27 protein-coding genes are annotated in these 25,739 nt (G+C 40.7%); 12 read left to right on the top strand and 15 right to left on the bottom strand.

What is annotated here, in order from left to right; all coding sequences use genetic code 11:
* Nucleotide 1: 1 nt before the first annotated feature.
* The 5 genes from ABJF11_RS01345 to ABJF11_RS01325 all read right to left on the bottom strand — a co-directional run bounded on the left by ABJF11_RS01345 (nt 2) and on the right by ABJF11_RS01325 (nt 4,202).
* Nucleotides 2–1,345 carry an NAD(P)/FAD-dependent oxidoreductase gene (locus tag ABJF11_RS01345; RefSeq protein ID WP_348117396.1) on the bottom strand — a complete coding sequence of 448 codons (1,344 nt, stop codon included), beginning with the start codon at nt 1,343–1,345 and terminating at the stop codon, nt 2–4.
* On the bottom strand, nt 1,342–1,929 hold the full coding sequence (locus tag ABJF11_RS01340; RefSeq protein WP_348117395.1) for a TetR/AcrR family transcriptional regulator: 588 nt from the start codon (nt 1,927–1,929) through the stop codon (nt 1,342–1,344). Before ABJF11_RS01340 ends, ABJF11_RS01345 begins: the two co-directional genes overlap by 4 nt.
* Nucleotides 1,930–2,184: 255 nt before the next feature.
* Entirely contained in the window at nt 2,185–2,727 is a 543-nt protein-coding gene (locus tag ABJF11_RS01335; protein ID WP_348117394.1) for a YfiT family bacillithiol transferase, read from the bottom strand.
* A 95-nt stretch (nt 2,728–2,822) separates the two neighbouring features.
* On the bottom strand, nt 2,823–3,119 hold the full coding sequence (locus tag ABJF11_RS01330) for an SCP2 sterol-binding domain-containing protein (protein ID WP_348117393.1): 297 nt from the start codon (nt 3,117–3,119) through the stop codon (nt 2,823–2,825).
* A 3-nt stretch (nt 3,120–3,122) separates the two neighbouring features.
* The gene (locus ABJF11_RS01325) at nt 3,123–4,202 is read right to left on the bottom strand and encodes a glutaminyl-peptide cyclotransferase (RefSeq protein WP_348117390.1); all 1,080 of its coding nucleotides are present in this window, start codon (nt 4,200–4,202) and stop codon (nt 3,123–3,125) included.
* Nucleotides 4,203–4,346: 144 nt separating this feature from the next.
* Between ABJF11_RS01325 and ABJF11_RS01320 the strand changes: the two genes are divergently transcribed.
* Nucleotides 4,347–5,186: a universal stress protein gene (locus ABJF11_RS01320; protein ID WP_348117389.1), complete on the top strand. Its 840-nt coding sequence runs from the start codon at nt 4,347–4,349 to the stop codon at nt 5,184–5,186.
* 22 nt (nt 5,187–5,208) lie between these two features.
* Here ABJF11_RS01320 and ABJF11_RS01315 read toward each other — a convergent pair whose 3' ends face one another.
* A complete protein-coding gene (locus ABJF11_RS01315) occupies nt 5,209–6,459 on the bottom strand; it encodes a sodium:proton antiporter (RefSeq protein ID WP_348117388.1) in 1,251 nt (416 codons plus the stop codon).
* Between the two features lie 271 nt (nt 6,460–6,730).
* On the opposite strand from ABJF11_RS01315, the gene ABJF11_RS01310 reads away from it, so the two are divergent.
* Together ABJF11_RS01310 and ABJF11_RS01305 are read left to right on the top strand one after the other, a co-directional pair.
* Entirely contained in the window at nt 6,731–7,282 is a 552-nt protein-coding gene (locus tag ABJF11_RS01310) for a DinB family protein (protein WP_348117386.1), read from the top strand.
* A 266-nt stretch (nt 7,283–7,548) separates the two neighbouring features.
* Nucleotides 7,549–7,986 (top strand): hypothetical protein, encoded by a 438-nt coding sequence (locus tag ABJF11_RS01305; protein ID WP_348117385.1) that lies wholly within the window; start codon nt 7,549–7,551, stop codon nt 7,984–7,986.
* Here ABJF11_RS01305 and ABJF11_RS01300 read toward each other — a convergent pair.
* From ABJF11_RS01300 to ABJF11_RS01290, 3 genes are all read right to left on the bottom strand, one after another.
* On the bottom strand, nt 7,983–8,309 hold the full coding sequence (locus ABJF11_RS01300; RefSeq protein WP_348117383.1) for a cytochrome c: 327 nt from the start codon (nt 8,307–8,309) through the stop codon (nt 7,983–7,985). The two genes, ABJF11_RS01305 and ABJF11_RS01300, sit on opposite strands and share 4 nt — an antisense overlap.
* Nucleotides 8,310–8,416: 107 nt before the next feature.
* On the bottom strand, nt 8,417–9,079 hold the full coding sequence (locus ABJF11_RS01295) for an SCO family protein (RefSeq protein WP_348117381.1): 663 nt from the start codon (nt 9,077–9,079) through the stop codon (nt 8,417–8,419).
* Nucleotides 9,066–9,602 (bottom strand): CopD family protein, encoded by a 537-nt coding sequence (locus ABJF11_RS01290; protein WP_348117379.1) that lies wholly within the window; start codon nt 9,600–9,602, stop codon nt 9,066–9,068. Before ABJF11_RS01290 ends, ABJF11_RS01295 begins: the two co-directional genes overlap by 14 nt.
* Nucleotides 9,603–9,752: 150 nt before the next feature.
* Between ABJF11_RS01290 and ABJF11_RS01285 the strand changes: the two genes are divergently transcribed.
* Nucleotides 9,753–10,397 carry a Crp/Fnr family transcriptional regulator gene (locus ABJF11_RS01285; RefSeq protein WP_348117378.1) on the top strand — a complete coding sequence of 215 codons (645 nt, stop codon included), beginning with the start codon at nt 9,753–9,755 and terminating at the stop codon, nt 10,395–10,397.
* 7 nt (nt 10,398–10,404) lie between these two features.
* Here ABJF11_RS01285 and topA read toward each other — a convergent pair whose 3' ends face one another.
* Nucleotides 10,405–12,921: a type I DNA topoisomerase gene (gene topA / locus ABJF11_RS01280; RefSeq protein ID WP_348117376.1), complete on the bottom strand. Its 2,517-nt coding sequence runs from the start codon at nt 12,919–12,921 to the stop codon at nt 10,405–10,407.
* A 114-nt stretch (nt 12,922–13,035) separates the two neighbouring features.
* Between topA and ABJF11_RS01275 the strand changes: the two genes are divergently transcribed.
* Together ABJF11_RS01275 and ABJF11_RS01270 are read left to right on the top strand one after the other, a co-directional pair.
* Nucleotides 13,036–13,542, top strand: a complete 507-nt coding sequence (locus ABJF11_RS01275; protein ID WP_348117375.1) for a histidine phosphatase family protein — start codon at nt 13,036–13,038, stop codon at nt 13,540–13,542.
* Between the two features lie 2 nt (nt 13,543–13,544).
* The gene (locus ABJF11_RS01270) at nt 13,545–14,561 is read left to right on the top strand and encodes an agmatinase family protein (protein WP_348117373.1); all 1,017 of its coding nucleotides are present in this window, start codon (nt 13,545–13,547) and stop codon (nt 14,559–14,561) included.
* Here ABJF11_RS01270 and ABJF11_RS01265 read toward each other — a convergent pair.
* A complete protein-coding gene (locus tag ABJF11_RS01265; protein ID WP_348117372.1) occupies nt 14,558–15,172 on the bottom strand; it encodes a SprT-like domain-containing protein in 615 nt (204 codons plus the stop codon). The genes ABJF11_RS01270 and ABJF11_RS01265 overlap by 4 nt on opposite strands.
* Before the next feature lie 2 nt (nt 15,173–15,174).
* Nucleotides 15,175–16,491, bottom strand: a complete 1,317-nt coding sequence (gene der, locus ABJF11_RS01260) for a ribosome biogenesis GTPase Der (RefSeq protein WP_348117370.1) — start codon at nt 16,489–16,491, stop codon at nt 15,175–15,177.
* Nucleotides 16,492–16,723: 232 nt separating this feature from the next.
* Here der and ligA point away from each other — a divergent pair, with 232 nt between their 5' ends.
* The 3 genes from ligA to dapA are packed head-to-tail and all read left to right on the top strand — an operon-like array spanning nt 16,724 to nt 20,145.
* Nucleotides 16,724–18,733, top strand: coding sequence for an NAD-dependent DNA ligase LigA (gene ligA / locus ABJF11_RS01255; RefSeq protein ID WP_348117368.1), 2,010 nt, complete (start codon nt 16,724–16,726; stop codon nt 18,731–18,733).
* 7 nt (nt 18,734–18,740) lie between these two features.
* The gene (locus ABJF11_RS01250) at nt 18,741–19,259 is read left to right on the top strand and encodes a hypothetical protein (protein ID WP_348117366.1); all 519 of its coding nucleotides are present in this window, start codon (nt 18,741–18,743) and stop codon (nt 19,257–19,259) included.
* Nucleotides 19,252–20,145, top strand: a complete 894-nt coding sequence (gene dapA, locus ABJF11_RS01245) for a 4-hydroxy-tetrahydrodipicolinate synthase (protein ID WP_348117364.1) — start codon at nt 19,252–19,254, stop codon at nt 20,143–20,145. Before ABJF11_RS01250 ends, dapA begins: the two co-directional genes overlap by 8 nt.
* 33 nt (nt 20,146–20,178) lie before the next feature.
* Here the strand turns inward: dapA and ABJF11_RS01240 are convergent, their stop codons facing one another.
* Together ABJF11_RS01240 and ABJF11_RS01235 are read right to left on the bottom strand one after the other, a co-directional pair.
* Nucleotides 20,179–20,355: a histone H1 gene (locus tag ABJF11_RS01240; protein ID WP_348117362.1), complete on the bottom strand. Its 177-nt coding sequence runs from the start codon at nt 20,353–20,355 to the stop codon at nt 20,179–20,181.
* 106 nt (nt 20,356–20,461) lie between these two features.
* Nucleotides 20,462–21,709 carry an aminotransferase class I/II-fold pyridoxal phosphate-dependent enzyme gene (locus ABJF11_RS01235; RefSeq protein WP_348117359.1) on the bottom strand — a complete coding sequence of 416 codons (1,248 nt, stop codon included), beginning with the start codon at nt 21,707–21,709 and terminating at the stop codon, nt 20,462–20,464.
* 169 nt (nt 21,710–21,878) lie between these two features.
* On the opposite strand from ABJF11_RS01235, the gene accC reads away from it, so the two are divergent.
* The 3 genes from accC to ABJF11_RS01220 are packed head-to-tail and all read left to right on the top strand — an operon-like array spanning nt 21,879 to nt 25,236.
* On the top strand, nt 21,879–23,366 hold the full coding sequence (gene accC, locus ABJF11_RS01230; RefSeq protein ID WP_348117358.1) for an acetyl-CoA carboxylase biotin carboxylase subunit: 1,488 nt from the start codon (nt 21,879–21,881) through the stop codon (nt 23,364–23,366).
* 18 nt (nt 23,367–23,384) lie between these two features.
* The gene (locus ABJF11_RS01225) at nt 23,385–24,686 is read left to right on the top strand and encodes a DUF1015 domain-containing protein (protein WP_348117356.1); all 1,302 of its coding nucleotides are present in this window, start codon (nt 23,385–23,387) and stop codon (nt 24,684–24,686) included.
* Nucleotides 24,661–25,236: a Maf family nucleotide pyrophosphatase gene (locus ABJF11_RS01220; protein ID WP_348117353.1), complete on the top strand. Its 576-nt coding sequence runs from the start codon at nt 24,661–24,663 to the stop codon at nt 25,234–25,236. Before ABJF11_RS01225 ends, ABJF11_RS01220 begins: the two co-directional genes overlap by 26 nt.
* On the opposite strand, the gene ABJF11_RS01215 is transcribed toward ABJF11_RS01220, so the two are convergent.
* The gene (locus tag ABJF11_RS01215) at nt 25,233–25,682 is read right to left on the bottom strand and encodes a hypothetical protein (protein WP_348117350.1); all 450 of its coding nucleotides are present in this window, start codon (nt 25,680–25,682) and stop codon (nt 25,233–25,235) included. The two genes, ABJF11_RS01220 and ABJF11_RS01215, sit on opposite strands and share 4 nt — an antisense overlap.
* Nucleotides 25,683–25,739: the final 57 nt, after the last annotated feature.

Raw genomic sequence — 25,739 nt, 5'->3', positions numbered from 1 at the left:
TTTATTGTTCGATAATGTTGTTTGATTCAATAAATGATCTGAGCTCACCTTTGTCTATGATCTCCAATATTTGTTCGTATCCTGCCAACTGATCTAGAATCAGATCCTGATGATTTCCGATGCGAACTGCTTCACTATATGGGGTGTCTGTGAATGATACCATCGAGTACTGAGGCACAAACCGCTCGGGGAATGTTTCATATAACGCCCTTTCTATTTTTTTTCTTTTCAGGAACCAGTCTTGCCCCACCAAATCACGCATTTCGATGAAATTTTTGAGCGCCAGATCCGCTATAGCATCAGCATCTGGCTTTCTTTTGGTTTGAAATTCTTCAAACAATACCTTCCAGTCATCTCCATATTTGGTCATCAACTCATCCAATATGCTGACGTCTTCGAAGCCGGCATTCATTCCTTGTCCATAAAAAGGGACGATGGCATGAGAGGCGTCTCCAATGATGGCTACTTTATCATCATAAGTCCAGGGAAAACACCTTATGATGACCAATGGGGAGGTAGGGTTCTCGTTGAATAGGTCTACGAGATTCGGTATTAGTTTGATTGCATCAGGAAATTTGGACTCAAAAAAGGCCTTGATTTCTTGTTCGGATCTGATTTTTTCAAAGGAATTGTCTCCTTCATAGGGTAAGAATAATGTGCACGTGAAACTCCCATCTGGATTAGGCAAGGCAATCAGCATATGACTCCCTCGCGGCCAGATATGCAAGGCATGCTTTTCCATTTGGAATTCTCCACCTTTCCCTTCTATGCTGAGTTCTTTATAATCGTGACTGATATACTCTTGTGAGTAATTGAAATGTTTGAGCCTTTGCATTACAGCTCTTACGGCTGAAAAAGCCCCATCCGTACCAAATATGAGATCAGAAGAATGACTGATTTGAATTCCGTCTTTAGTCTCAAAACTAGCCTCCGGAGTGTCGAGATCAATATCGAGGCACCTGTGCTCAAAATTGAAGTTTACATTCTCAAATTGGTCTGCATGGTCGATTAGGATTTGGTTTAATCCTGCTCGTGATATAGAATAGATAGCTTCACCTTCTTTGCCGTAAGGCTGAAAGGTTAATGATTCGTCTACACCATGCATCATGCGACCGTTCATAGCAATGGCTGCCGCTCTGACTGTGTCTCCTGCACCGACCAAGTCCAGGGCTTTCCAACCACGTGCCGAGCAAGCCATATTTATTGATTTACCGGCGGAGATGTTTGCTTTTCTGATATCTGGACGACGCTCGAAAACCTGCACGTCAAATCCTTTCTTACCTAGCAATGCGGCAAGAAGTGAGCCTACCAGTCCGGCGCCTACTATGGTCACTTTTTTGCTCATTTGTTTTGTATCCCTTTTAGTAATAGACTGATAATGGTATTTTTCAACGAATCTACTTCCATCTCTCGATTGGCGTGATACCAGTGTTGGAGCCAGCGAATAGATGACAGCATGGTGTACAAGGCAATTTTTGGATCCATGTCTATCAGAGATTCATCAGCTATTCCGGCCTTTATTATCGAAATGAACTGGTTTTCATAAGTTCTTCTTTGATCAAGAAATTCGCTGCGTTCGGGTTCTGTCAAGTGTCGCCATTCATCGTTCATGACGCTCGCAAGGGGAGAACTCATGGCATTGATTTCGATATGGACAAAAAGCAGCTCGGTAATCTTAGCGATGGGCGTGTCATCCGTAGCTACGATGAGATTCATTTTAGAAGTATAAGTGTCAGCCAGTGAGAAACATATTTTAGATAGTATTTGCTCTTTGGATTTGATGTGATTGTACAAACTGGCAGCTTCCACACCGACTTTGGCAGCTATGTCTCGCATAGTAGTAGCGGAATATCCTTTCTCCCTGAATAGGGTAGCGGCCTCTTCTATAATTATTTGCTTTTTTGTCTTCTTAGTCTCAGTTTTTATCATCTCTATTCAAAACTAACAAATGTTAGTTAATATAGAAAACAAATTAAACTTATAAGTTAAGAAGAATGTCTGACAGTGACATTAAACCTGAAATATGCATTAGAAAATCTATTCCAATCATAAAGCACTTTGAAATAGACACTAAACATATATTTATTGAATCACCATAGCGGTGCTATGCCTCTTCAATATAAGTGCCTCTTTCTTTGCGCTTTATGCTTTCATCACGATTCCTAATGCATAATCCAGGTTAATTTACCAATTCATTCTTTCGGCCAGATTCATGATGTGCGCTAGGTGATGATTGCAGTGCCAGGCGTACAGGGCAATGTTTTCATATATTTTTGTTTGCCTCCCGCTCTCAGGGTGTATGAAGGTGAGATGCATTTCTTCCTCAGTTAGATTTCTGAGTACGTTGGTCCACTTTAGGTGTAAAGCGGTGAGCAGCAATAAAGAAGGTTCGATGGCATCATTTTTAGCATCTGGCAACTCAGCCCACTTCTTCTCATCATAAGTCTTAATCGTCGGTTGGGTTTCAGTCAGCGTCCATTTGAAGCGGATATAGCTATTCATATGACTATCGGCCATATGATGTACCACCTGACGGACTGTCCAACCATCGGGTCTATAGTGGGTGTTGAGCTGCTCGTCTGACAGGTACTGTACAGACTCTCTCAATACTTGAGGTAAATGACAGATGGTATGAATATCCTCTTCAATATCACTAATCGAGTAGGATGAGGGGAATTGAAAATGACCGATTGGATATTTAAGCTTTTCTAGATCGTCTGCACTCATCTTTTTTTTAGCTATAAAGGAAGCTAAGATTGTACTGAAATTCTTCTTTTCACTTTGAGAAGAACTAATAGATCAGATTAGTTTGCTTCAACCTTCTAAAACAAGTTTGAAAGCTTCATGGCTACGGACATATCTCCATCGACCTTAATTTTCCCCATCATAAATGCGCCCATGGCATTCATGTCTCCAGACATCAGCTTGTTGAAATTCGATAAGCTCACACGGACTGTACAATCAGCGTATTCATCTTCGTTGGACACCGAGGTAGGTGATATCGTATCATCAAGGTAGATGATGCCTTCATCGAATTGAAATTTTATTTTGGAACCAATAGCACCACTTTTTTTGCTGGCGAGTTCCTTTACTTTATCGGTAGTTTCTTCTAGTGTCATAATTTAAATGTTGTTTTTTCTGATTAATTCGATTTCGAATAGTTTGGGCCACCATTTTCCAGTGACGTAATATGTCTCAGTTTTTGAATTGTATGCGATACCATTGAGTACATCAATCCTTCTGTTGTAAAGAGAGTAATCAAAGATACCACTCAAGTCAACTATGCCTTTCACCTTGCCTGTGCTGGCGTCGATAATGTAGATGTTCTCTGTCTGCCATCGTACGGCAAATATATCCCCATTGATGAACTCCAATTCATTCAAAGCGTCTACAGGACCATTTTTGTCATATACTTCTAATTGTCGGATAACATTGAATCCAGACGCATCCAGGAATTGAAGTACATGTGTGCCGTTGCTCATTATCAGGGTGTCTCCGTGAGCGGTAAGTCCCCAGCCTTCGGTAGCGTATGAAAATTGTCCCTTGGCTTCCAAGGTCTGTTTGTCAAATATAAACCCTGTTCTTTCCTTCCATGAAAGCATGAATATCTTGTCGTCTACAATGGCTATGCCTTCTCCAAAATATTGGGAGGTTAGATCTATTGATTTTTGAACCTTACCTGATCTTAAATCTACTCGACGCAATGTAGAAAATCCTTTTTCACCAGTACTTTCATAGAGCTGACCGCTCTTATAGATAAGTCCTTCTGTGAATGCATCCGGATCATGTACAAAAGTATTAACAGTTCTGTAGGTGTACTGGGTAGGCTCCAAAGCGGATAGGAGAGTAATCTGATGGCGTTTTTTTTCGACGTTGCCATTACTTAGAAATATCGAAACCAGTAGGTTTTTCTTTCCAGGATTTTCAGCGGCTGTTTGCCATTCAAAGGATGTATCAGTGTATTTTCCTACATTGGGAGATACTAGTATCGAATCAATCTCTATGTCGGTAGCATTCTTTGAAATTTCAAAATTTATGGTGTCTCCTATGGTAAAAATCGAGCCATTTTTTGGTGAGGTTACTTTACATACACTCTTAACTCTTGGGCTCTTGGTGTTACCACCAGATTGCTTCGAGTCGCAGGAGAACAACAATAAGTTCGAAAGAATGCCGAATATTAGGAAGGATTTGACCTGATTCATAATTGATACTATTAACGATGGCAATATTATGATGAATGTCTTGCTTACAAAAATGAAAAATGAATTAATAACAAAACTTCCGATTCGGATTTGCTAAATTTATGTTGAACGTAGTGAATATCACTTCCTAAAACAACCATATATATGAAACGAATATTAGTTCCCATTGACTTTTCTGATGAATCCTTAAATGCTTTGAATGCGGCTCATTCACTAGCTGTGGATACTGATTCAGATATTCTATTGCTTCATGTAGTAGAAGACCCTAATATCCAAACCATGAAGATCTCAGGCGAGGCGCATTATGATCCGATGGACAACCTGTACGTCAAGCTGTTGCTTGATAAAACTAAAGAGCGAATGGAGGCCTTAGTAAATGACCCCAAAATGAGCGATTTAACAATTAGCTATAAAATTGAAATTGGGAATCCATTTTCGTCAATTGCAGAAAATATTGCTAGCCATGAAGCCAGCCTTATTTTTATGGGTAGTAATGGCGCATCAGGACTCGCAGAGATATTGGTGGGGTCTGTTGCCGATAAGATTGTAAGACATGCAACCTGTCCCGTGATTGTAGTGAAAGAGAAGTGCGAAATAAACAACATCAAGGATATTGTATATGCTACTGATTTGAATGACGATCATGGTCAGATTATAGAAGATCTAAAAGAGTTGCAAAGCCACTTCGGAGCCAAACTACATTTACTGAAGGTGTTTGATTCCATTTGGACAACTGTGCCAGAGGTGAAGAAGAGGGCTGATGAGTTTGTAGACTATTTTGGTCTGACAGATTGTACGGTAGCTGTCAAAATGTCTCCGGATCTTGCAGGTACTATCATGGAATATGCGGCTGATATTGATGCTGGAATGATTGCAATTGGTACGCATGATCGACATGGTCTTTTGCATCTGCTGGCTAGCCATGTATCCAAAAGTGTAGTGAACCATGCTCATCGTCCAATTTGGACAAAGGCTATTAGATAAGTTTAGAAAGACTCGGATAGAGTTATTTTCTTGGGAATGTGATTCTCATCAACCTTGGAATAGTAAGTCCTTGATATAGAACAGAGCATACTACTACGGTATAGGTCATGGTGATAATCACTTCCTTTCCTTCGAACTCTGGAAGTGACAAGGACAGAGCAATCGGAATACCACCTCTAAGTCCTCCCCAAGCCAATACATGAATCGTGTTTTTCTCAAAGCTGCGGAAGGTGCTCATGGCAGCAATTGGGAGACTTACACTTACATATCTTGCGAACAGTACAATGTTAAAAGCGAAAAACCCGGCAGCAAAATAATCGAGTCTCCATGGAATGATAAGCATCTCCAGACCGATCAATACAAACAGCATCGCATTTAAGGTCTCTTCAATAAGGTGCCAAAATTTGAATACATAGTCACCTGCTGCGCTAGTCACATGACCACTTTTGCCTTCGTTGCCGATTACCAATCCCATAACTACTACAGCTTGTTTGGCAGATACGTGTGCAAACTCTGCCAGTTGAGTACCGGCCATCACAAGAGCCAAGGTCATCAGCACTTCCACTTCTACTTCATCGTTGTCTATGTATTTTAGAATTCTATAGCCCAAATAGCCCAAAAACAGGCCGATAACTATTCCGCCAATGATGTCAGTTCCAAAAACATATACAATATCAACCGGACCTAAGAAATGATCTTCACCGCCATGGGCAAGGTCTAGAAGGGTAATGGCAAGAACCACTGCAATACCATCATTAAAAAGGGATTCTCCAGCAATTCGAGTTTCAAGATTCTTTGATAGGCTATATTTTCTAATAGTGGATGTAACCGCGATAGGATCGGTAGGGGAGATCAAGGCCCCAAATACCAGGCAATACATGAACTCAAGCTCTATGCCGATCCATCCCAGCAGGTAATAAACAGAACCACCAACTATTGCAGTTGATATTAACACACCCAATAGCGCCAGAATAAGAACTGGCGTACGTTCTTCAGCAAGTTTTTTGAAATCTATCTGTAGTGCTCCGGCAAAGAGCATAAAGCTGAGAACGAGCTGATAGAGGACTTCATGGTAGTCATAATCAACCAAAATTCTTTCTGTCCCTAATTTAAATTCAGGAATGATTTGTTCAATTATTAAGAGGGCAAGTGAAAGTCCCAGAGCCAAAATCATCAAGCCTACTGAAGATGGGAGTTTAAGATAGTAGGTATTGACGTAGATAAAGATGCCCGCTAAGCATATGAATAGGGCTAAAATATCTAAAATTTGCATGTTGCTGTATTAAAATGTCCTGATTTAAAGTGGTGGTCTTTATTTTTCAATACAATATCAATACAAATGGTAATGTAATTTCACCGCTATATTAATTAAAAAAATATAAAAAATTCAATATTCCTTATTAAATATAGAGCATTGAGTTGCCTGTTGTATTTGAAAAATGCAATCAACCATAAGGGCTAAATCCTCAGTATTTGTCTTTTTTGCCTCGCATATTGACGCTATCTTAGGTGGTATTGCAATACCCTCATTCTAAACTAACAATATGGATTTAAGAAGTAAAATATTGACGGCCTTTGAGTCTTTGGAACAAAAAAGGAGTTTGTTGGAAAATCAGCTGGATGAAATCGAAACCGATTTACTTGCTGTTCCAGAAGGGCCAGGTAAATGGTCGGTAAATCAAGTCCTGGTTCACCTCTCTAACGCGGAATTCGGTACACTTCGATATATCCAGAAGAAAATGCAAGGCATAGACTCTCTCAAGCCAAGCAACGCATGGTCGGGAATAAGAGCCATTTTTTTGAAATGGTTGCTGGACTCGTCATTGAGGTATAAGATGCCAAAGCAGCTGCCCGAACCTTCAAACGAAACAAGTTATGAAGAGCTCAGGCAACAGTTCGACAAAAATAGGGCGTCGCTGAAGTCACTAATTGAGACATTCCCTGAGGAAGCTCTGGACAAACTAATATTTCGGCATCCATTTGCAGGAAGATTTTCTATGTATCAAACAGTTCTATTTTTGGAAGAACATTACAAGCATCATCTCCGGCAGGTAAACCGAATATTACAGGTGGTTGCGAATAGGGGCAAGAAGTAGACTTGAAGAGTTAATGGTTGTGCTCTTTCTTCAATATAGTCTTATATCTATAGTAACAAACGCCCAGAATACTGATGGAAAATAATAACAGAATAGAAACCATAGCTAGTAATTTTTATTTGTATTTATCCTTTAAGATAAAGATTATTTAGACGGATTCAAAATGTTGAACTTCCAATAGCATTCTCTTTTCATTGACCTTATAATTTTAATAGCTTTGTCCTTTCCATAGTTTACTATAAATAAAGACTAAATCTTTTTTCATAATGCTGACCAGAAAACCATTTTTTTATACAGTGATTGCACTCCTAATCTTCATTAGTACTGGGTGTACATCAGAGAAAGAGGAGCAACAAAAGTTATTCAACGAAGTAATAGCGGTTCATGATGAAGTAATGCCAAAAATGGATCAACTCAGATCTTTGGCGAAGAAGCTTTCTTCTCAAGCCGATTCATTGGCCTTGGATTCAATCGCTGATCGCACTGCAAAAATCGATGAGCTAAGACAGTTGTCGAAAAACCTTAAAGACGCCAATGAAGGCATGATGGAATGGATGCGTCAATTTGAGCAGCAAGATGAGGGTACCCCGCATGGTGAGGTTATACAATATTTATCAGAGCAGCGAAAACAAATTCAGAAGGTAAGAGATGATATGCTCAATTCGAAGGAGGAGGCAGAAAAATATCTTTTACCAAAGGATTAGTTTCTGCATTTGGCCAGACCTTCTTCTACTTCTGTGATGCTGATTATTCCGACTTGGTTGCCCCATGAGTTGCTTATGTAAGTCATGATCTCAGCTATTTCTAATGGTGTCAATCGTGGATTGCCAGGCATGATGCCATCGTAAGCTATTCCATTTACCAAAATCTCACCCTCTAGTCCATTCTTGATTCCGCAGATTATCAAGTCCTTTTGCTGTGTTACAAAATTCGTGTTTAGTGGAGGTATAAGTTTACCAAGACCTGTGCCATCTTTCTGATGGCAATTCAAACAGTGAGTCTGATACAACTGAAGGCCTTGAAACATATATTGGTCAAATTTGATTGCCTTCTGACCTTCATATTTATGTTGGTTAGAGTTGCAACTGACCAATAAACCAGTCGCTATTATCATTGAGAAGACAAAAGGAAACCTCATTTTTTGGATTCCAATTCATTCAGCAGTATTTGGATGTCTGAGAGGAGAATATCAACCTGTTCTTCCATCGTGCCATCATATACACCTCTGATTCTTCTTTGATTATCAACCAGTAGAAAAGCTCCGCTATGAATATATCCTCCTGGAGCATTCGAATCTTCACCAGCTGTAACCATATAGCTTTTCTCTCCAAGTTCATAAATCACCTCTTCATCACCAGTTACAAAATGCCACTTTGTGCTTTCCACACCAAGCGCTTCGGCATAGGCACTAAGCACTTCCACATTGTCGTAAGTAGGGTCAATAGTATGTGATAGAATCGCTAGCTGCGGCTCGTCATAGTATTTTTCATAGACCCTCAGCATCTGTTTTTTCATCTTAGGGCAGATGGTAGGGCATGAGGTGAAAAAGAAATCCGATACATATATTTTATCGCTAAAGGTATCATTGGTAACCAGTAAGCTGTCTTGATTGTAAAAGGCAAAATCGGCAATCATGTGATCCAGAGTGTCAATGACCATTTTACCCTCAACTTCTTTTTCCACGATCTTTTTTCTTCCCATGATGGGCAATTCATTTTTACCATAGGGTTGATTACAAGCCAGGGTGATAAAGACCAGACCGACAATTGTCAGCTTGTTGAAATTATTTTGAAACATTTCTAAACTTTTTGTAAATCTTAATTCCAAGCATCAGTAGGATGCCAATGAGTACTAATCCGCCTATACCCCACAGCCAATTGAGTGTACTCTTGAGTACCACAATGAATACTATAGCAAAAAGAAAAAGTGTGGCTACCTCATTCCACAGTCGCAACTGAGTTGAGCTGAATTTGTAGACATCCTTTTTCATCTGCCGGTAGAGCTTGTGGCAAATCAGGTGATACAGAAATAGTCCACCGACAAAGAGTAATTTGAGGTGAAACCATGGCTGGATCCAAAAGCTGCTTTCGATGGCTAGCCAGGTTCCGAAAACAAGAGTGAGGAGTGCAGATGGCCATGAGATAATCATCCAAAGTCGGGTTTGCATCATGAGTAGCTGCTGTAATAAAATACTACGGTCGGGTTCTGTCTTCTGATGGGCTTCCGTGGTGTATATGAAAAGCCTCACCATATAAAATAGCCCAGCAAACCAGGTTACTACAAAAATAATGTGGAGTGATTTTAGATAGAGATAAGTCATGGCTCTTTGTATGAGGCAAATATAAATGCACCCGACATAATCTCAATGCTTCTTTCTGATTAAAGAAAATTTCTACCCCATTATACAATAGTGGTAATCCAATACTTGGGTGTTAAGATTATTAGTTGGTCATAAATAATGCTCTAGAATATGAAAAATAACGGATCAGATATACTTTTAGAATACGGGGAAAAAATCCTTTCATCAAGTCAGATTACATATCAGAAAGATGACTATGTTTTTAAAATAAATGAACCCTCGGATCTCATTTATTTCATAGAGAAGGGAAGTGTGAAGTTGGCCAAAGAGGATGCATCTGGTGATGAGGTCGTCAAATCGATTTTGAGCGACGGAAGTATTTTTGGTGAGATGGCGCTTATAGAAGAGCAGAAGAGAACCGAGTATGCCAGAGTCCTTTCCAACGATACAATTGTGAGAGTGTTGGTAGTGAGGGAATTGCTGGATGCGGCCAAAACAAATCATTCCTTGTTTTCCAGAGTGCTGAGTTTGATGGGAAGAAGAATTGAAAAATTGGACAAGCGAATAGAATCTATTACGTCCAAGGATTCCAGAACACGAATCATCGAATTCTTAAGAGAGCTGGCTTCAGAGAGTGGTCAGAAGGTAGGTTTCGAAACTTTGATTCAAAATAACTTCACTCATAAAGATATTGCAAATCTGACAGGCACGTCCAGACAAACTGTGACGACCACACTCAATCAACTCAAAGAGAAGAACATAATTAACTTCGATAGACGGAGAATCCTAATTAGGGATGTGGACTTGCTGGTTTAGCAAGTTCTTATTTCTTTTTAGCCTTTGCGGTTTTCTTAGCAGGTGTTTTTTTCTTCTTAGCCGGCGCGTTCTTCTCAATTATTGCTTGTACCTCATCCAAGCTTAATTCGGCAGCATCGACTGTTTTAGGAAGTTCGATTTTTATTCTCCCCTTTTTGATTACGGATCTTCCCCATCGTGCCTTTTCTACTACAATACCTTCCTCTTCCCAGTTGTGAATGACCTTGTCAATTTCTTTTTGAATTTTCTCTTTTATGAGTTCAACTATGTCCTCTTCGGTAAGGTGCTCAAAGTCATATCTTTTGTTCACATTAATGAACATGTTGTTCCATTTAATAAATGGTCCAAAACGTCCAACACCTTTTTGAACCGGTAGGTCGTTATAATAAGCAACTGGAGCATCTGCTTCTTGCTTCGCTTTTATCAATTCAATAGTACGCTCCAAACTAATCGTCATAGGATCTTCATCTTTTCCTATGGAGATAAATTTATCATCGTGCTTGATATAAGGACCAAACCTCCCGATCGCTATACTCACAACCTTATCTTCATATTCGCCAACATCACGTGGCAATTTGAATAGCTCAAGGGCATCTTCTAAAGTGATGTTGTCCAAAAATTGACCTTTTCTAAGACTTGCGTATTTTGGTTTTTCGGCCTCTTCATCCTCACTGATTTCACCCATTTGTACCATCGCTCCAAACTTACCCATTCGGGCAATGATTGGTTTCCCAGTGGCAGGGTCGTTCCCCAGTTCACGTACTTTGCCAATTTCAGATCTTTCTATCTGCTCGGTAGTTTCTACAGTTTTATGAAAGCCTCCATAAAATGACTCGATCATGGCATTCCAATTTTTTTGGCCATGAGCTATTTCGTCAAACTCTTTTTCCACATTTGCCGTGAATGAATAGTCTATTACATCAGGGAAGTAGTCTACCAGGAAGTCATTCACGATCATTGCGATGTTGGTAGGGAAGAGCTTATTTTTCTCTGCACCGGTTATTTCAGTTTTTTCGTATGTCTTAACCTCACTATCATTTAGAACAATCTCAGTGTATTTTCTTTCGTGCCCGTCACGTGCCTCTTTTACAACATATTCTCTTTTCTGAATAGTGGAGATGGTGGGTGCATAGGTAGAGGGCCTCCCGATGCCCATTTCCTCCAGTTTTTTCACCAAGCTGGCCTCTGTATACCTAGCCGCATGCCTACTAAATCCTTCTCTTGCCTTTAGCTCCCGGAGTGACAATGCTTGCCCAATTTCGAGTGGTGGCAGCATGCCTTTGTTTTCTGGCTCAGCGCTATCTTCATCTGTCGATTCAGTATAGACCTTTAGAAATCCTTCAAATTTGACTACTTCACCTGAAGCGGTTAGGTTTTCTTTTCTTGTAGAAATGCCAATTGTAGCTACAGTTTTTTCGATTTCTGCATCGGCCATTTGAGAGGCTATGGCTCTCTTCCAGATCAATTCATATAATCTTATTTCACTGTCATCGTTGCCGGCAGTATGGTCAGCAAAATTGGTGGGCCGGATGGCTTCGTGAGCCTCCTGAGCAGAGGCATTTTTGGTTTTGAACTTTCTGGTTTTTACAAAATTCTCTCCGTAGCTCCTAGTAATTTCGTTTTTCGCTCCAGCAATAGCTTCATTAGATAGATTCAACGAATCAGTTCTCATGTAGGATATCTTTCCCGCCTCATACAATTTCTGAGCTACGCTCATTGTCCTAGATACAGAAAATCCAATTTTTCTACTGGCTTCCTGCTGAAGAGTCGAGGTGGTGAACGGAGGTGCAGGAGACTTTTTGCCAGGCTTTTTTTCTAAGTTCTTGATATCATAATTGGCACCCACACAATCTTTTACAAAAGATTCAGCTTCTTCTTTGGAACTAAATTTACTTGGGAGCTCAGCCGAAAGTATAATTCCTTTGTCCAGAATAAACTCAGCGGTGATTTTGAAAGAAGATATCGACTGGTGAGCATCAATTTCTCTTTCTCTATCTACGACCAATCGTACAGCGACAGATTGTACACGCCCTGCAGAAAGGCCGGTTTTAATCTTTTTCCAAAGAATAGGAGAGAGTTCAAATCCTACCAGACGATCGAGTACTCTGCGTGCTTGCTGAGCGTTTACCAAATCTATGTTCAGCAATCTGGGATTGTCGATGGCATGTTTGATGGCATTTTTTGTAATCTCCCGAAAAACAATTCGCTTGGTTTTTGATTCGTCTAATTTCAACGCCTCCTGTAAATGCCAGGATATGGCTTCTCCTTCACGGTCATCATCACTCGCTAGATAGATAGTCTCTGCACCCTTGGCTAGTTTTTTTAATTCTCGAATGACATCCTTCTTATCGTTTGAAACTTCATAAGTAGGTAAGAAACCGTTTTCTATGTCTATGGCGTTGTTTCCTTTTTGTAGGTCCCGGACATGTCCATAGCTGGAGGCTACCTTATAGTCCTTTCCTAAATACCCCTCTATCGTTTTCGCCTTGGCGGGCGACTCCACTATTACCAGATTCTTAGACATAGATTCGAAATTATTTCGTGAAAACGCCAAAGATGATTAAAAAAAATTGATTTTAGCAAATACGAAATTTAGATTTCTAAATAAATTGCCAAATTGTAAGAGCAATTACATCACATGAGCAGAGAACTTTTTCTAGTAAGACATGCGGAAGCAAATTCAACAAATTTTGATATCAAAGATATCGATAGACCGCTTACTTCAGATGGCGAAATAGACGCATCAAAGTTAGGGAAAACAATGTCTGATTTGTTTGGAACGCCTGATCTGATTCTTTCAAGCACAGCACTCAGGACCAGGACGACTACGGCCATGGTTGCTGAACAACTGGGTTATGATCCTGTCAATATTGATTTTCTTGAGGACCTATATGAATCCTCTACACGGATCCTATTGAGAGTGATAAATGAGCTTGATGATAAAAATAATAAAGTTGTAATTGTCGCCCACAACCCTGCGATAACTTACTTAGCGGAGTATGTTAGCGGAGATGTGATTGGAAATGTCTCTCCGGCAGGCCTGGTACATTTGAAATTTGATGGTGCCACCTGGGCTGAAATATCAAAGGGAAACATGGAGTTGGTGAAGTACCATAGACCAGTTCGAACCGAACAAGGTCAGTAGAAATGGAGCCTGATTCAGAATACAATCCAAGTGCAGTTGGGATTCAGGGTTCGATATTCGGCTTACCATTCAAAGAAGAAGAAGCTGACATTATCATAATCCCAGTACCATGGGATGTAACCGTATCCTACAATGAAGGTACCGCTGATGGTCCAGATGCAATTCTGAATGCCTCGCCACAATTAGATCTTGAAATACCTGACAGTGAGGCACCCTGGAAGCAGGGAATCTGGATGGCGCCTATTGACCAAAATATAAGAGAAAAGAGCCGGACGTTGAGGGCAAAGGTCAATTCGTATATTCAAGAGCTTGAATCAAGATATAGTAATCCTGATCTATCACAGGTGCTTGTGAGTATAAATGAAGCTACCGAATCACTAAAAGAGGAAGTAAAAGCCACTACACTATCGCATCTTAGTGCCGGCAAGAAAACCGGGCTTGTCGGTGGGGATCATAGCTGCCCGCTCGGCTATATTGAGGCGTTGGCCGAGACTTATGGTAGTTTTGGCATTCTTCAAATCGATGCTCATATGGACCTTCGTAATACCTATGAAGGGTTTACACATTCGCACGCATCCATTATGTACAATGCACTTCAACTGTCTGAGGTGACGCAACTGATACAGGTAGGTATTAGGGACTATTGTGAGGAAGAAGTGGACGTGACTCAATCTGATGATCGAATTTCAACATTCTATGATCTAAGACTAAAGGATCGTATTTATTCCGGAGAATCATGGAAGAGCATTTGTAGTGATATAATAAGTGGCCTTCCAGACAAAGTGTATGTTAGTTTCGACATAGATGGATTGCGCCCATCCTTCTGCCCTGGGACGGGTACACCAGTGCCTGGAGGGTTGGACTATGATGAAGCACTATTTCTTATCCGTCAGGTGAGGTCATCCGGTCGCCAGATCATAGGCTTTGATCTCTGCGAGGTGGCACCTCAGGATCATGACAAAGAATGGAATGCCAATGTAGGCGCTAGAATACTGTATGCTTTGTGTGGCTTACTCTAGTTCTTGAAAACCTGCACCGGGGCAGTTTCAGAGATCAGATATTTTTTTTGATTACTGGTCAGTTCACATAAGCTTCTGGTTCTTCGTACTTCCAGTTTTCTATATACCTTTTTATTAAAGAGAAATTTGGTACCAGTATCTACCTCCTTGAGGAGCAAACCACTTTTATTTTGATCATGATTTCGTAAGGCGACAAATAGGTTTTTATCAGCCGTACTTGTAGCCTTAGGGTTTTTCATGTGCTTGGCCAGAGGGCTCAGCACATCCATGGGGATTATTTCTTCTCTGAGTAATGGTAGCATGAGTCTTTTAAATTCTAACTTCCATTCTTTTCCATGTGGCGATACCTTTCGCTGATTTTTTTCAAAATTGAAAAGGTGGGCTACCTCATGAATGTAAGTGATCAAAAAAGCATACGGGTTAAGATCATGATTGACTGATATCGCATGCGTGCGACTGCTTGGGTCATATCGGTAATCCCCATACTTGGATTGTCGCTTTCTTGTGACTTTGAAATTGAAACCCAGCTCCTTCCAAAGTGAGAAGCAATACTCCACAGCTCCAGCGGGAAGATGACGTTCAAACAATCGACGATTACTGGCTTCTGACAAGGTTACTTCTGTCTAAAGTAGATTTTGATTGGTACCCCACGAAAATCAAAGTGCGAGCGCAGTTTATTAGTCAAAAATCGCTCGTATGGCTCCTTTATATACTGAGGAAGGTTACAGAAAAAAGCAAATGATGGAGTCCGTGTTGGTAGCTGGGTCACATATTTGATCTTGATATGCTTACCCTTCAAGGCTGGTGGAGGGTAGTGTTCGATCTCGGCCAACATGGCATCGTTCAGCTCAGAGGTTGTAATTCGCCTTGTTCTGTTTTCATGGATTTCTATAGCCAATTCAATGGCTTGGAAGATTCTTTGTTTTTCGGTGACCGATGTGAATATGATTGGAATATAGGAAAGTGGATTGCCCAATTTCTCTTCAATTTCTTTTCTGAATTTATCTGCCGTTTTACTGTCTTTGTCCGGAATCAAGTCCCACTTATTGACCATGATCATGATTCCTTTCTTGTATCTATCTGCCAGTGTTATGATATTCATATCCTGAGCCTCAAAGCCACGTTCTGCATCTAGCATAACCATACAAACATCACTATCCTGCAAGGACTGGATGGCTCGTAAAACTGAGTAGAATTCGATGTCCTCATGCACTTTGGACTTTTTCCTGATCCCGGCTGTATCTGTAAGTATGAAATCCTTGCCAAATAGTTTGTACCGAGTGTTGATGGCATCTCTGGTAGTACCAGCTATGTCAGTTACAATAGATCGATCTTTTCCCAAAAGGGCGTTCAGAAATGAAGATTTGCCAGCATTCGGTCTACCTAAGATTGATATTCTTGGAACACCTTCCTCAGGATTTTCCAAATCGGTATCTTCAAAATGCTCTACTACTGCATCCAACAAATCTCCTGTACCAGAGCCACTTGTGGATGCGATCACATGGATTTCGCTATCCAAACCCAAGCCATAAAACTCGGCAGACATCAAAGTAAGTTCGGGATTGTCTGCCTTGTTTGCCACCACGAATACTGGTTTTTTCAACTCACGAAGGATATTAGCAAAATCCTTGTCCATGTCAGTCAACCCGTCATGACAATCTACCATAAACAAGATGACGCTTGCTTCATCCAATGCCAATTTGACTTGATCTCTAATGGCTTCTTCAAATATGTCATCCGAACCCATTACATATCCTCCGGTATCTATGACTGTGAAATATTTACCATTCCACTGTCCGAAGCCGTAGTGGCGGTCACGGGTGACCCCGCTCTCGTTATCCATAATGGCTTTTTTCCTTTCGACCAAGCGATTGAAAAGAGTAGATTTACCCACATTTGGGCGACCGGTTATTGCTAATATATTCGACAAGGCTTAATGATTTTTCTGAAGCGCAAATTTAGACATAATAAGCTACAAGAAGTAGGTTTTAAGATTCAAGATTTAAGAATTAGAGCTTGCGACATCATTATTTCCAGTTTCTCTTTATAACAAATCTGAAGTAATCGGTTAATATTTTAAAATCAATATTTATAATTCATAATTACTCGAATTGATAAGCTAAAGTATTTATAGATTTGTCTTCGGACAGTACGGAAAATATATGTCAGAAGAAGAGGCAAAAAGAGAGATTGTCGCTTTAAGCGAACAGATAAATTATCATAACAAAAAATATTATCAGGATAGCGAATCTGAGATTTCTGATTATGAATTTGATCAGCTGTTATTGAAATTAATACAGTTGGAGGAGCAATTTCCAGCGCTAAAGCAACTTGATTCACCATCACAGCGCGTAGGAGGTACTATTACCAAAAACTTTGAGACTGTAGCACATAAGTATCCTATGTTATCATTGGCGAATACCTATTCACCAGAGGACCTAAGGGATTTTGATGGCAGAGTGAGTAAGGGGCTTGAAGATATGGAATACCAATATCTATGCGAACTCAAATTTGACGGAGTAGCGATCAGTCTCACTTATGAACAAGGGCAACTGGTGAGAGCGGTCACCAGGGGAGACGGAACTAAAGGAGATGATATTACTGCCAATGCAAAAACCATTAGGTCTATTCCACTAAGTCTGGGAGAAGGTGAGTACCCAGATGTGTTTGAGGTAAGAGGAGAGGTGTATATGCCTAATTCGGTTTTCGAAGCTCTGAACAAACAGAAAATTGAAGATGGAGAGGAGCCTTTGGCCAACCCTAGAAATACTGCATCCGGCACCCTCAAAATGCAGGACTCAAGCATTGTAGCTTCAAGAAAACTTGATTGTTATCTATACAGCCTTATGACAGACCAGGAAGTAGCTCCAACACACTCGGCGTCTATAGAACTATTGCAAAAATGGGGATTCAACGTATCCCCAACATATCAGAAATGTAATGATATCGAAGAAGTGTTGCGGTACATAGCTACTTGGGAAGAAAAGCGCAGGGAGCTACCCGTTGAGACCGACGGCATAGTAATCAAAGTAGACAGCCTCAAGCAGCAAAAAGACCTTGGGTTTACAGCTAAGAGTCCGAGATGGGCCATTGCTTATAAATACAAAGCGGAGAGTGCCACAACCAGGCTCAATGGAGTTACCTATCAGGTGGGAAGGACTGGCGCCGTAACTCCCGTGGCTGAGCTAGAACCTGTATTACTTGCAGGTACTACAGTCAAAAGAGCTTCACTTCACAATGCCAATGAAATAGAAAGGCTTGGCGTACGTGTCGGAGATATGGTCTATGTCGAAAAAGGAGGTGAGATTATTCCTAAGATTACTGGAGTGGATTTGGACTCGCGAACACAAGACTCACAGGAGCTAGAATATATTAGTACTTGCCCTGAATGTAATACTCTTTTGGAGAGATATGAAGGAGAGGCAAACCACTATTGTCCAAATATAGAAGGCTGTCCGCCTCAGATCAAAGGAAGGATCGAGCATTTCATTCATCGCAAGGCTATGGATATTGATTCTATGGGCGAGCAAACCATTAAAGTGCTGTTCGAAAAAGGATTGCTACACAACATCGCAGATTTATTTGCTTTGAAATACGAAGATATTATCGGATTGGAGGGGTTTCAGGATCTCAGTGTAAGAAACCTGCTGAAAGGAATAGAAGAGTCTAAGCAGGCGCCATTTGAGCAGGTGCTGTTCGGAATGGGTATTCGATTTGTTGGTAAAACAGTGGCGGAAAAACTTGCCATTCATTTTAAGAATATTGATGAATTGGCAAATGCTGATTTTGAGACATTGATCACTGTACCAGAAATAGGAGATCGGATTGCTCAAAGCTTAATTCAATACTTTTCTGAAGAAAAAAATCAGGTATTGGTTGAAAAACTGAAAGCCGCTGGATTAAACTTCGAAGTAGACGAGAGTAAATATCAAACCAGTAGTGATGTGCTAGCTGGTCAGACTTTTGTCATTTCGGGCGTGTTTGAGAAATATGGACGCGAGGAGCTCAAGAGTCTTATTAAAGACCATGGAGGTAAAGTGGTGAGCTCTATCTCCTCAAAGCTCGACTATCTGGTAGCTGGTGATAAGATGGGGCCATCTAAACTTGAAAAAGCAGAAAAACTAAACATTAAAATCATTTCGGAAGTACAATTAGAAGAGATGATTAACTAATCAGAAAATGATAGGAAAGTTTCTAGTTAAATTAAAAACAGCACTCGCGCTTAAACGCAATGATACCATCCGAGTGTCTGATGCATATAAAGAGGCAAAAAAAATAGGTCTTTTATTTACACTCGATGAAAACCGAGCGAACGACTTATTGGATGAACTGATTGCAAAGTTTGAATCGGATCAAAAGAAAGTGACCACCATGACATTCGTTCCTGTGTCTGCCAAACTTGACGATCCGGGATATGCCTATTTCAATGAAAAGGACCTCAACGCCAAGGGTAATTGGTCAAAATCTACGGTTGAGCAATTTAGGAATGAACCATTCGATTTTTTGGTCAGCCTAGACTGGAACCAAAACAAGTACACCCAAAATATATTAGCAGGATCTAAAGCTAAATGTCGCGTAGGGCGCTTTGAGGAAGGTAAGAACAAATTTTTTGAATTGATGATCAGTTCAAAAGACGATAAATACCAATCGTTTATGGAAGAAGTCTATCACTACTTAACAAATGTAAGAAATGGATAAATTTAGAGGGACAGGAGTGGCACTAGTCACACCGTTTAACGATGATCTCAGCGTAGACTATAAGTCCCTGGAGCAGTTGGTCAATCATGTAAGTGATGGGGGAGTAGACTACCTCGTAGTAATGGGAACTACAGCTGAGTCGCCAACGCTGACTGGTAAGGAGAAGCTGGAGGTTTTACGGTTTGTAAAGTCAGTCAATAAGAAAAATTTACCTATCGTCTACGGTTTTGGGGGCAATGATACCCAGGCTATGGTGAAGAAGTATTTAAAATTTGAAGAAGATGTCGATGCGTTTTTGGTAGTCTGCCCTTACTACAATAAGCCTTCGCAGCGTGGATTACAGCTTCATTATGAGGCTATAGCTGATGCCGCACCCAAGCCTATCATATTGTATAATGTACCTAAGCGGACTTCATGCAATATGAACGCTAAGACTGTAGTGGCTTTGGCTCAGCATCCAAATATTATTGGAATTAAGGAAGCTTCTGGAGATACGGTGATTCAAGCTGAAGAGATTGCCAGGAAAATGCCTGATGATTTTCTTCTTACTTCTGGAGATGACGACTTAGTTCTTCCATTTATCAGGATTGGTGGTCATGGTGTCATTTCAGTAATAGCCAATGCCCTCCCGAGTCAAATGTCTGATTTAGTAAATGCTGCACTCAAAGAGAATTATGCTGAGGCTAAACGCATGGCGAATGATATGGAAGATATGCTGGGGTTGATTTTTTCTGAAGGGAACCCGACTGGCGTCAAGGCACTACTTCAACTTATTGGGATAGGCAATGGTAAACTCAGATTGCCTCTGGTGGAGGCCAGTACCGATCTGGTAGAACAAATAAGAAAAGAATACGAAAATTTAGACACAAAAAAAGGCGTGGTTTGACCACCCCTTTTTATTTCTTATAATCGCGGTGGATTAACCTTCGTTCTTGATTTCTTGAACTTCGATTCTGATTTCCTGAGCAAGGTTCTTAAGGTCTTGCATTCCTTTTCTTACTCTAGTACCAGCAGCCTGGTTTTTTTTGTCGTAGAATTTTTCGAAATCTCCCTCCAAAGAAGCGATAAGGTCTCTTACTTCATTAAATCTTTTCATATTGTTTTACTATTTAAGGTTATTGAATATTAAACAAGAGTTGGCAATTTATACTAAAAAACGATAAATCAATGCAGTAGAGCATGTTTTTTAAATATTTTTTGTCTTAAGCCAATTGTGTAATTTCTGCGTCTCTATAAACTCCCGCATCCAACTTTTGTTTGATGGCTTCGAACACAGTGATTGTTTCTTTTACATCTTCCAAAGAATGGGCAGCAGTAGGTATAATCCTCAGCATAATAACGTCCTTCGGTACCACTGGATATACAATCATTGAACAGAAAATATTGTAGTTGTTTCTGAGGTCAGTGATTAAGTTGGCGGCTTCTTTCCAGCCTCCATTAAGTAGCACAGGAGTTACAGGTGATTGTGTTTTACCAATATTGAATCCTTTTTCTTTAAGGCCTTCCTGTATGGCATTTACTATCGTCCAAAGGTTGTCTTTCAACTCCGGACGTGTTTTTAAGAGTTCAAGTCTTTTTAAGGCACCGATTACCAAAGGCATTGGAAGCGACTTGGCAAAAATTTGAGATCTCACATTATACTTCAGATACTCGATGACGTTTTTGTCTCCGGCTACAAATGCCCCGATGCTTGCCATTGATTTGGCAAAAGTGGAGAAGTATAGATCTATTTCATCCTGTACGCCTTGTGCTTCACCAGTACCGGCACCAGTCTTGCCCATAGTTCCAAAACCATGTGCATCATCCACGAGTACTCTAAACTCATATTTATCCTTAAGAGCAACAATGCCCTTGAGGTCGCCCATACTGCCTGACATACCGAATACTCCTTCAGTAATCACCAGTACACCACCTCCATTTTCTTTAGCTAATTTGTCTGCACGTACCAGCTGCTTTTCAAAGCTTTCCATGTCATTATGCTGGAATACAAAGCGCTTGCCTACATGTAATCTAAGCCCATCAATGATAGAAGCGTGAGATTCAGCATCATAAACTACTACGTCTTTTCTTCCAACTACCGCGTCGATGATGGACATGATGCCCTGATAGCCGTAGTTTAATAGCATGCAAGATTCTTTCTCAACGAAATCTCCAAGCTCCTTCTCCAACTTCTCATGATATTCTGTATTACCAGTCATCATTCTTGCACCCATTGGATAAGCTAATCCCCAATCTGCTGTGGCTTTGGTGTCGGCATCCCTTACCTCTGGCATATTGCCAAGGCCAAGATAATTATTCAAACTCCAGGTAAGAACCTCTTTTCCTCTGAACTTCATTCGAGGAGCGATTTGTCCTTCTAATTTTGGAAACATGTAGAAGTTTGTATTATCCATGTCGGAATGCTGACCTAGAGGGCCTCTATCCTCATTAAATTTTTCAAATAAATCCATTAATTTGCTTTGATTTAATGCAACAATGCTCTTTTTAAAACGACTGCAAAGTTAACATTTCTGCTAACATATACGCAATATTATTTGATATTCCATTGGGTAAATTCTTTGCCAATTTTTGATCTATATTCGCTATTAGGTTTAAGTTTCGTACAATTATTGATTCCAAATGAAAAATATTAATAAGGTCTTAATAGCCAATCGTGGAGAAATTGCAATCCGAGTAATTCGCTCGGCTAAAGAAATGGGAATCTCTACCGTGGCAGTCTATAGTGAGGCGGACCGGCTGGCACCACATGTGAAACTTGCTGATGAAGCCATTTGCATCGGGCCAGCGCCTTCTTCCGAATCCTATCTGGTAATTGACAATATCATAGAAGCAAGTAAAAAACTGAATGTCGATGCCATTCACCCTGGATATGGGTTTTTATCTGAAAATGCCACATTCGCTCGAAAACTAAAGGAAGCTGGGATTATCTTGATAGGACCTTCTGCAGAGTCTATGGAGATCATGGGAGATAAGCTGGCTGCTAAGACAGCTGTGGCCACCTACGATATCCCTATGGTGCCAGGAATCAATGAAGCTGTTGAAGACCTGACTATTGCAAAAAAAGTAGCTGATGAAATTGGGTACCCCGTATTGATCAAAGCCAGTGCTGGCGGTGGGGGTAAAGGAATGCGTGTGGTAGAATCTCCTGATGAGTTGGAGGAGGGAATGACCAGAGCCATCAGCGAGGCTAAATCTGCGTTTGGAAATGGTGCGGTCTTTATAGAAAAGTTTATCGGATCACCCAGACATATAGAAGTTCAGGTGTTGGGCGATGAACATGGTAATATTCTGCACTTGTTCGAGCGTGAATGCAGTATCCAGCGCCGTCATCAAAAAGTCATAGAAGAAGCACCGTCATCTATTTTTAGCGAAGAAAAGAGAAAGGCGATTGGCGAAACAGCCGTCAATGTTGCCAGAGCATGCGACTATGTAGGGGCAGGTACAGTGGAATTTATTGTTGATGAAAATCATGACTTTTTCTTCCTTGAAATGAATACTCGTCTACAGGTAGAGCACTGTGTGACCGAGGAGATCACGGGAATAGATCTGGTAAAAGAACAAATAAAAGTAGCCAGAGGCGAAAAACTCAGCTTTGCTCAAGAAGATTTAAGTATCCACGGTCATGCACTGGAAGTTCGGATCTACGCTGAGAATCCAAAGAATAATTTTTTACCGGATATCGGAAAATTAATTTCGTACAAAAGGCCTCATGGCCCGGGAGTTAGAATAGATGATGGGTACGAAGAAGGAATGGATATTCCTATTTATTATGACCCTATGATCGGGAAATTGATCACGAAAGGAGCCACCCGAAAAGAAGCCATAGATAGGATGACTCGTGCGATAGATGAGTTTCAAATTAATGGAATTGAAACCACCTTGTCATTTTGCAAGTTTGCAATCAATCATGAAGCCTTTGTTAGCGGCAATTTTGATACAAAATTTGTGCAGAATTATTTTAAACCGGAAATGCTTGATGCCGGTACAGAAGAGGAGGAAAAGGTGGCCGCCGTCATCGCTGCCATGGCTCTCGATGAAACAAAATCTCCCAAGATGAGTGCCAACAAGAGTTCAAAAAATTGGAAAGCTAGAACTAGCTATCGTTAATCTCGATCATATCCTCCGATGGCAGAAATTAGACCCTTTAGGGCATGGCGGTACAATGAATCGCTCGGTGCAAACATTGATGAACTGACTTCACCTCTATTTGATGTAGTCTCCGAAAAATACAGGGATATTCTCTACAAGAATGAATACAATAGTATTCATATTTCTGTCCCTCTTGAAGGGCCAGATGGAGAATTGCTGGATCGCCGTATAGAAGAATGGAAAAACAAGGGCATCATTGTACAGGATCGAACCCCGGCGATTTACGTGTATTATCAATATTTCAAACTGGCAGGAGACAGCAAAGAATATTGCAGAAAAGGCTTTATATGTAATATCAGATTGTATGACTGGGATGAAGAGGTAGTTCTCAGACATGAAGACACAATGCCTCACTCCGTGAGTGACAGAAAACAACTGCTGGAGCATACTCAATTGCATGTCAGTCCTACACACGGCTTATACACTGATACAGAGCGGTCGCTTGACCACTATCTCGATGACGCCATTTTGAGCCCTATTTATGATTGTGAAGATTACCAAGGGGTGCGCGATGTCCTGGGAGTAATTCATGACTATAAGATCATCCGGGAATTTATGCAGCTTCTCCAGGATAGGCAAGTCATTCTTGCAGATGGACATCACAGGTATCAAGGCGCATTGGCCTATCAAAAAGAGCAGCAGGAGAAAAATGCTGAACATGACGGGAGTGAGCCATACAATTTTCATACGATGTACCTGACCAATACAGAATCAGATGATCTGCGGATTTTTCCCACTCATCGTTTGCTTAGAAAGATTAAGGGACTCAAAACAGATCAATTTCTGGAAGATCTGTCAGCATACTTTCACATCCGATCAATGGATAATGAAGAAGACATAGCTGAAGTGATCTCTGGTAAAAAGTGGGCATTTGGATTGATGATGGGGGATGAGGTCTACAAAATTCGGCTGAAGCAAGAAAAGTACTATGATATCGACTGGGATATTCCGGAAGTACTCAAGCGACTCGATATCACTGTGTTGCATTATTTTGTTATGGAAAAAGTGCTGGGTATCAAGAAAGAAAAACAGCCGAGCTCCAAGAAGATTCGCTTCGAGAGAAGTATGTCGGCATGTATCAAAAAAGTACTTTCCGGCAAAGTTCAGGCTGCGATTATCACGCAGGAGATACCCATGCAAACTGTGAAAGAGGTCTGCTATACTGGATTCACCCTTCCTCAAAAATCGACTTATTTCTACCCAAAAGTGATCTGTGGATATTTGTTTGGATCTATAAAACCTGAAGACAACAATGCAAAAATTGATCTTAGCTTCTAATTCGGCCCGTCGTCAGCAGCTGATGCGAGAGGCAGGTTTCCATTTTACTGTAGAAGTGCTTGATGTGGATGAATCAGTGGACGATGCAGTAGAAACTGCAGACGTGGCAGAATACCTGGCCACGAAGAAGAACCGTGCATATAGGGAGCTATTCAAAAATGAAGTGATTCTTACATCCGATACTGTGGTAGTTCATCAGGGTCAAATCCTGGGAAAGCCTGTGGACAAAGAGCAAGCCTATGATATGATCTCTTCACTATCGGGACGAGTGCATCAGGTGATTTCTGGTGTATGCATCTCTGGGCCCAATCATCAGCTTAGTTTTAGTGACGAGACGACTGTAGAGTTTGAAGTACTTTCAGCAGAAGAAATTAATTATTACATAAAAAAATACCAGCCTTATGATAAAGCTGGTAGTTATGGTATTCAAGAATGGATCGGAATGATTGGAGTTCGATCCATTCAGGGTTCTTTTTACAATGTCATGGGTTTACCAATTCATAAGGTCTATCAGACGCTGAAGACAGAGTTTGATATTGTACCCGATTAGAATCTAAACAGTCTGTCTGCCTCTCCCCAAGGAATTCTAGACAGCATTAGTACAAGCGCTATAGAAAAATAAATGAGTTGAGCCTTGAATTTATCAACGTCATTGGCTGCTTTCTTAGCCTTTGCTTTTCCAATGGAAGCCGCTGCGATAGCTAGCAACATTACAAATACGTGCTCTACCGCCCAAAATCTTAAGGTGGCATTCTTCATCACAGATTCGGATCCTCCAAAAGCAGGGTAAGCCAGTGGGCTGATGAAATACAAGATCAACCCTAAGAGGAAAGTCAGATGCAGGCAGCCAACAAATGCGGCAGCCATTCCTTTATCTGATTTACCATATGACAGTGTACCTTTATAACCAGCGAAAGATTTATAGATATTGACCAGTGCTAAAATCAGAATTACCCATCTGAGCCACGAGTGAGCGTATAATAAAATTGTATACATAGTATTGAATTTGATTTGTAATCCGGCTAAGGTAATACAGGAACAAAAAACCCCGAC

Origin of the sequence: Reichenbachiella sp. (assembly GCF_039941815.1) — a bacterium.
GTDB lineage: Bacteria > Bacteroidota > Bacteroidia > Cytophagales > Cyclobacteriaceae > Reichenbachiella.
Note: the sequence above shows the minus strand (reverse complement) of the source record. Positions and strands in the feature narration are given on the sequence as shown.

Bases quoted from the DNA above. Each gene is read 5' to 3' on its own strand.
- ABJF11_RS01345 (WP_348117396.1), bottom strand. From the start codon at position 1,345: ATGAGCAAAAAAGTGACCATAGTAGGCGCCGGACTGGTAGGCTCACTT.
- ABJF11_RS01340 (WP_348117395.1), bottom strand. From the start codon at position 1,929: ATGATAAAAACTGAGACTAAGAAGACAAAAAAGCAAATAATTATAGAA.
- ABJF11_RS01335 (WP_348117394.1), bottom strand. From the start codon at position 2,727: ATGAGTGCAGACGATCTAGAAAAGCTTAAATATCCAATCGGTCATTTT.
- ABJF11_RS01330 (WP_348117393.1), bottom strand. From the start codon at position 3,119: ATGACACTAGAAGAAACTACCGATAAAGTAAAGGAACTCGCCAGCAAA.
- ABJF11_RS01325 (WP_348117390.1), bottom strand. From the start codon at position 4,202: ATGAATCAGGTCAAATCCTTCCTAATATTCGGCATTCTTTCGAACTTA.
- ABJF11_RS01320 (WP_348117389.1), top strand. From the start codon at position 4,347: ATGAAACGAATATTAGTTCCCATTGACTTTTCTGATGAATCCTTAAAT.
- ABJF11_RS01315 (WP_348117388.1), bottom strand. From the start codon at position 6,459: ATGCAAATTTTAGATATTTTAGCCCTATTCATATGCTTAGCGGGCATC.
- ABJF11_RS01310 (WP_348117386.1), top strand. From the start codon at position 6,731: ATGGATTTAAGAAGTAAAATATTGACGGCCTTTGAGTCTTTGGAACAA.
- ABJF11_RS01305 (WP_348117385.1), top strand. From the start codon at position 7,549: ATGCTGACCAGAAAACCATTTTTTTATACAGTGATTGCACTCCTAATC.
- ABJF11_RS01300 (WP_348117383.1), bottom strand. From the start codon at position 8,309: ATGTTTCAAGGCCTTCAGTTGTATCAGACTCACTGTTTGAATTGCCAT.
- ABJF11_RS01295 (WP_348117381.1), bottom strand. From the start codon at position 9,079: ATGTTTCAAAATAATTTCAACAAGCTGACAATTGTCGGTCTGGTCTTT.
- ABJF11_RS01290 (WP_348117379.1), bottom strand. From the start codon at position 9,602: ATGACTTATCTCTATCTAAAATCACTCCACATTATTTTTGTAGTAACC.
- ABJF11_RS01285 (WP_348117378.1), top strand. From the start codon at position 9,753: ATGAAAAATAACGGATCAGATATACTTTTAGAATACGGGGAAAAAATC.
- topA (WP_348117376.1), bottom strand. From the start codon at position 12,921: ATGTCTAAGAATCTGGTAATAGTGGAGTCGCCCGCCAAGGCGAAAACG.
- ABJF11_RS01275 (WP_348117375.1), top strand. From the start codon at position 13,036: ATGAGCAGAGAACTTTTTCTAGTAAGACATGCGGAAGCAAATTCAACA.
- ABJF11_RS01270 (WP_348117373.1), top strand. From the start codon at position 13,545: ATGGAGCCTGATTCAGAATACAATCCAAGTGCAGTTGGGATTCAGGGT.
- ligA (WP_348117368.1), top strand. From the start codon at position 16,724: ATGTCAGAAGAAGAGGCAAAAAGAGAGATTGTCGCTTTAAGCGAACAG.
- ABJF11_RS01250 (WP_348117366.1), top strand. From the start codon at position 18,741: ATGATAGGAAAGTTTCTAGTTAAATTAAAAACAGCACTCGCGCTTAAA.
- dapA (WP_348117364.1), top strand. From the start codon at position 19,252: ATGGATAAATTTAGAGGGACAGGAGTGGCACTAGTCACACCGTTTAAC.
- ABJF11_RS01240 (WP_348117362.1), bottom strand. From the start codon at position 20,355: ATGAAAAGATTTAATGAAGTAAGAGACCTTATCGCTTCTTTGGAGGGA.
- ABJF11_RS01235 (WP_348117359.1), bottom strand. From the start codon at position 21,709: ATGGATTTATTTGAAAAATTTAATGAGGATAGAGGCCCTCTAGGTCAG.
- accC (WP_348117358.1), top strand. From the start codon at position 21,879: ATGAAAAATATTAATAAGGTCTTAATAGCCAATCGTGGAGAAATTGCA.
- ABJF11_RS01225 (WP_348117356.1), top strand. From the start codon at position 23,385: ATGGCAGAAATTAGACCCTTTAGGGCATGGCGGTACAATGAATCGCTC.
- ABJF11_RS01220 (WP_348117353.1), top strand. From the start codon at position 24,661: ATGCAAAAATTGATCTTAGCTTCTAATTCGGCCCGTCGTCAGCAGCTG.
- ABJF11_RS01215 (WP_348117350.1), bottom strand. From the start codon at position 25,682: ATGTATACAATTTTATTATACGCTCACTCGTGGCTCAGATGGGTAATT.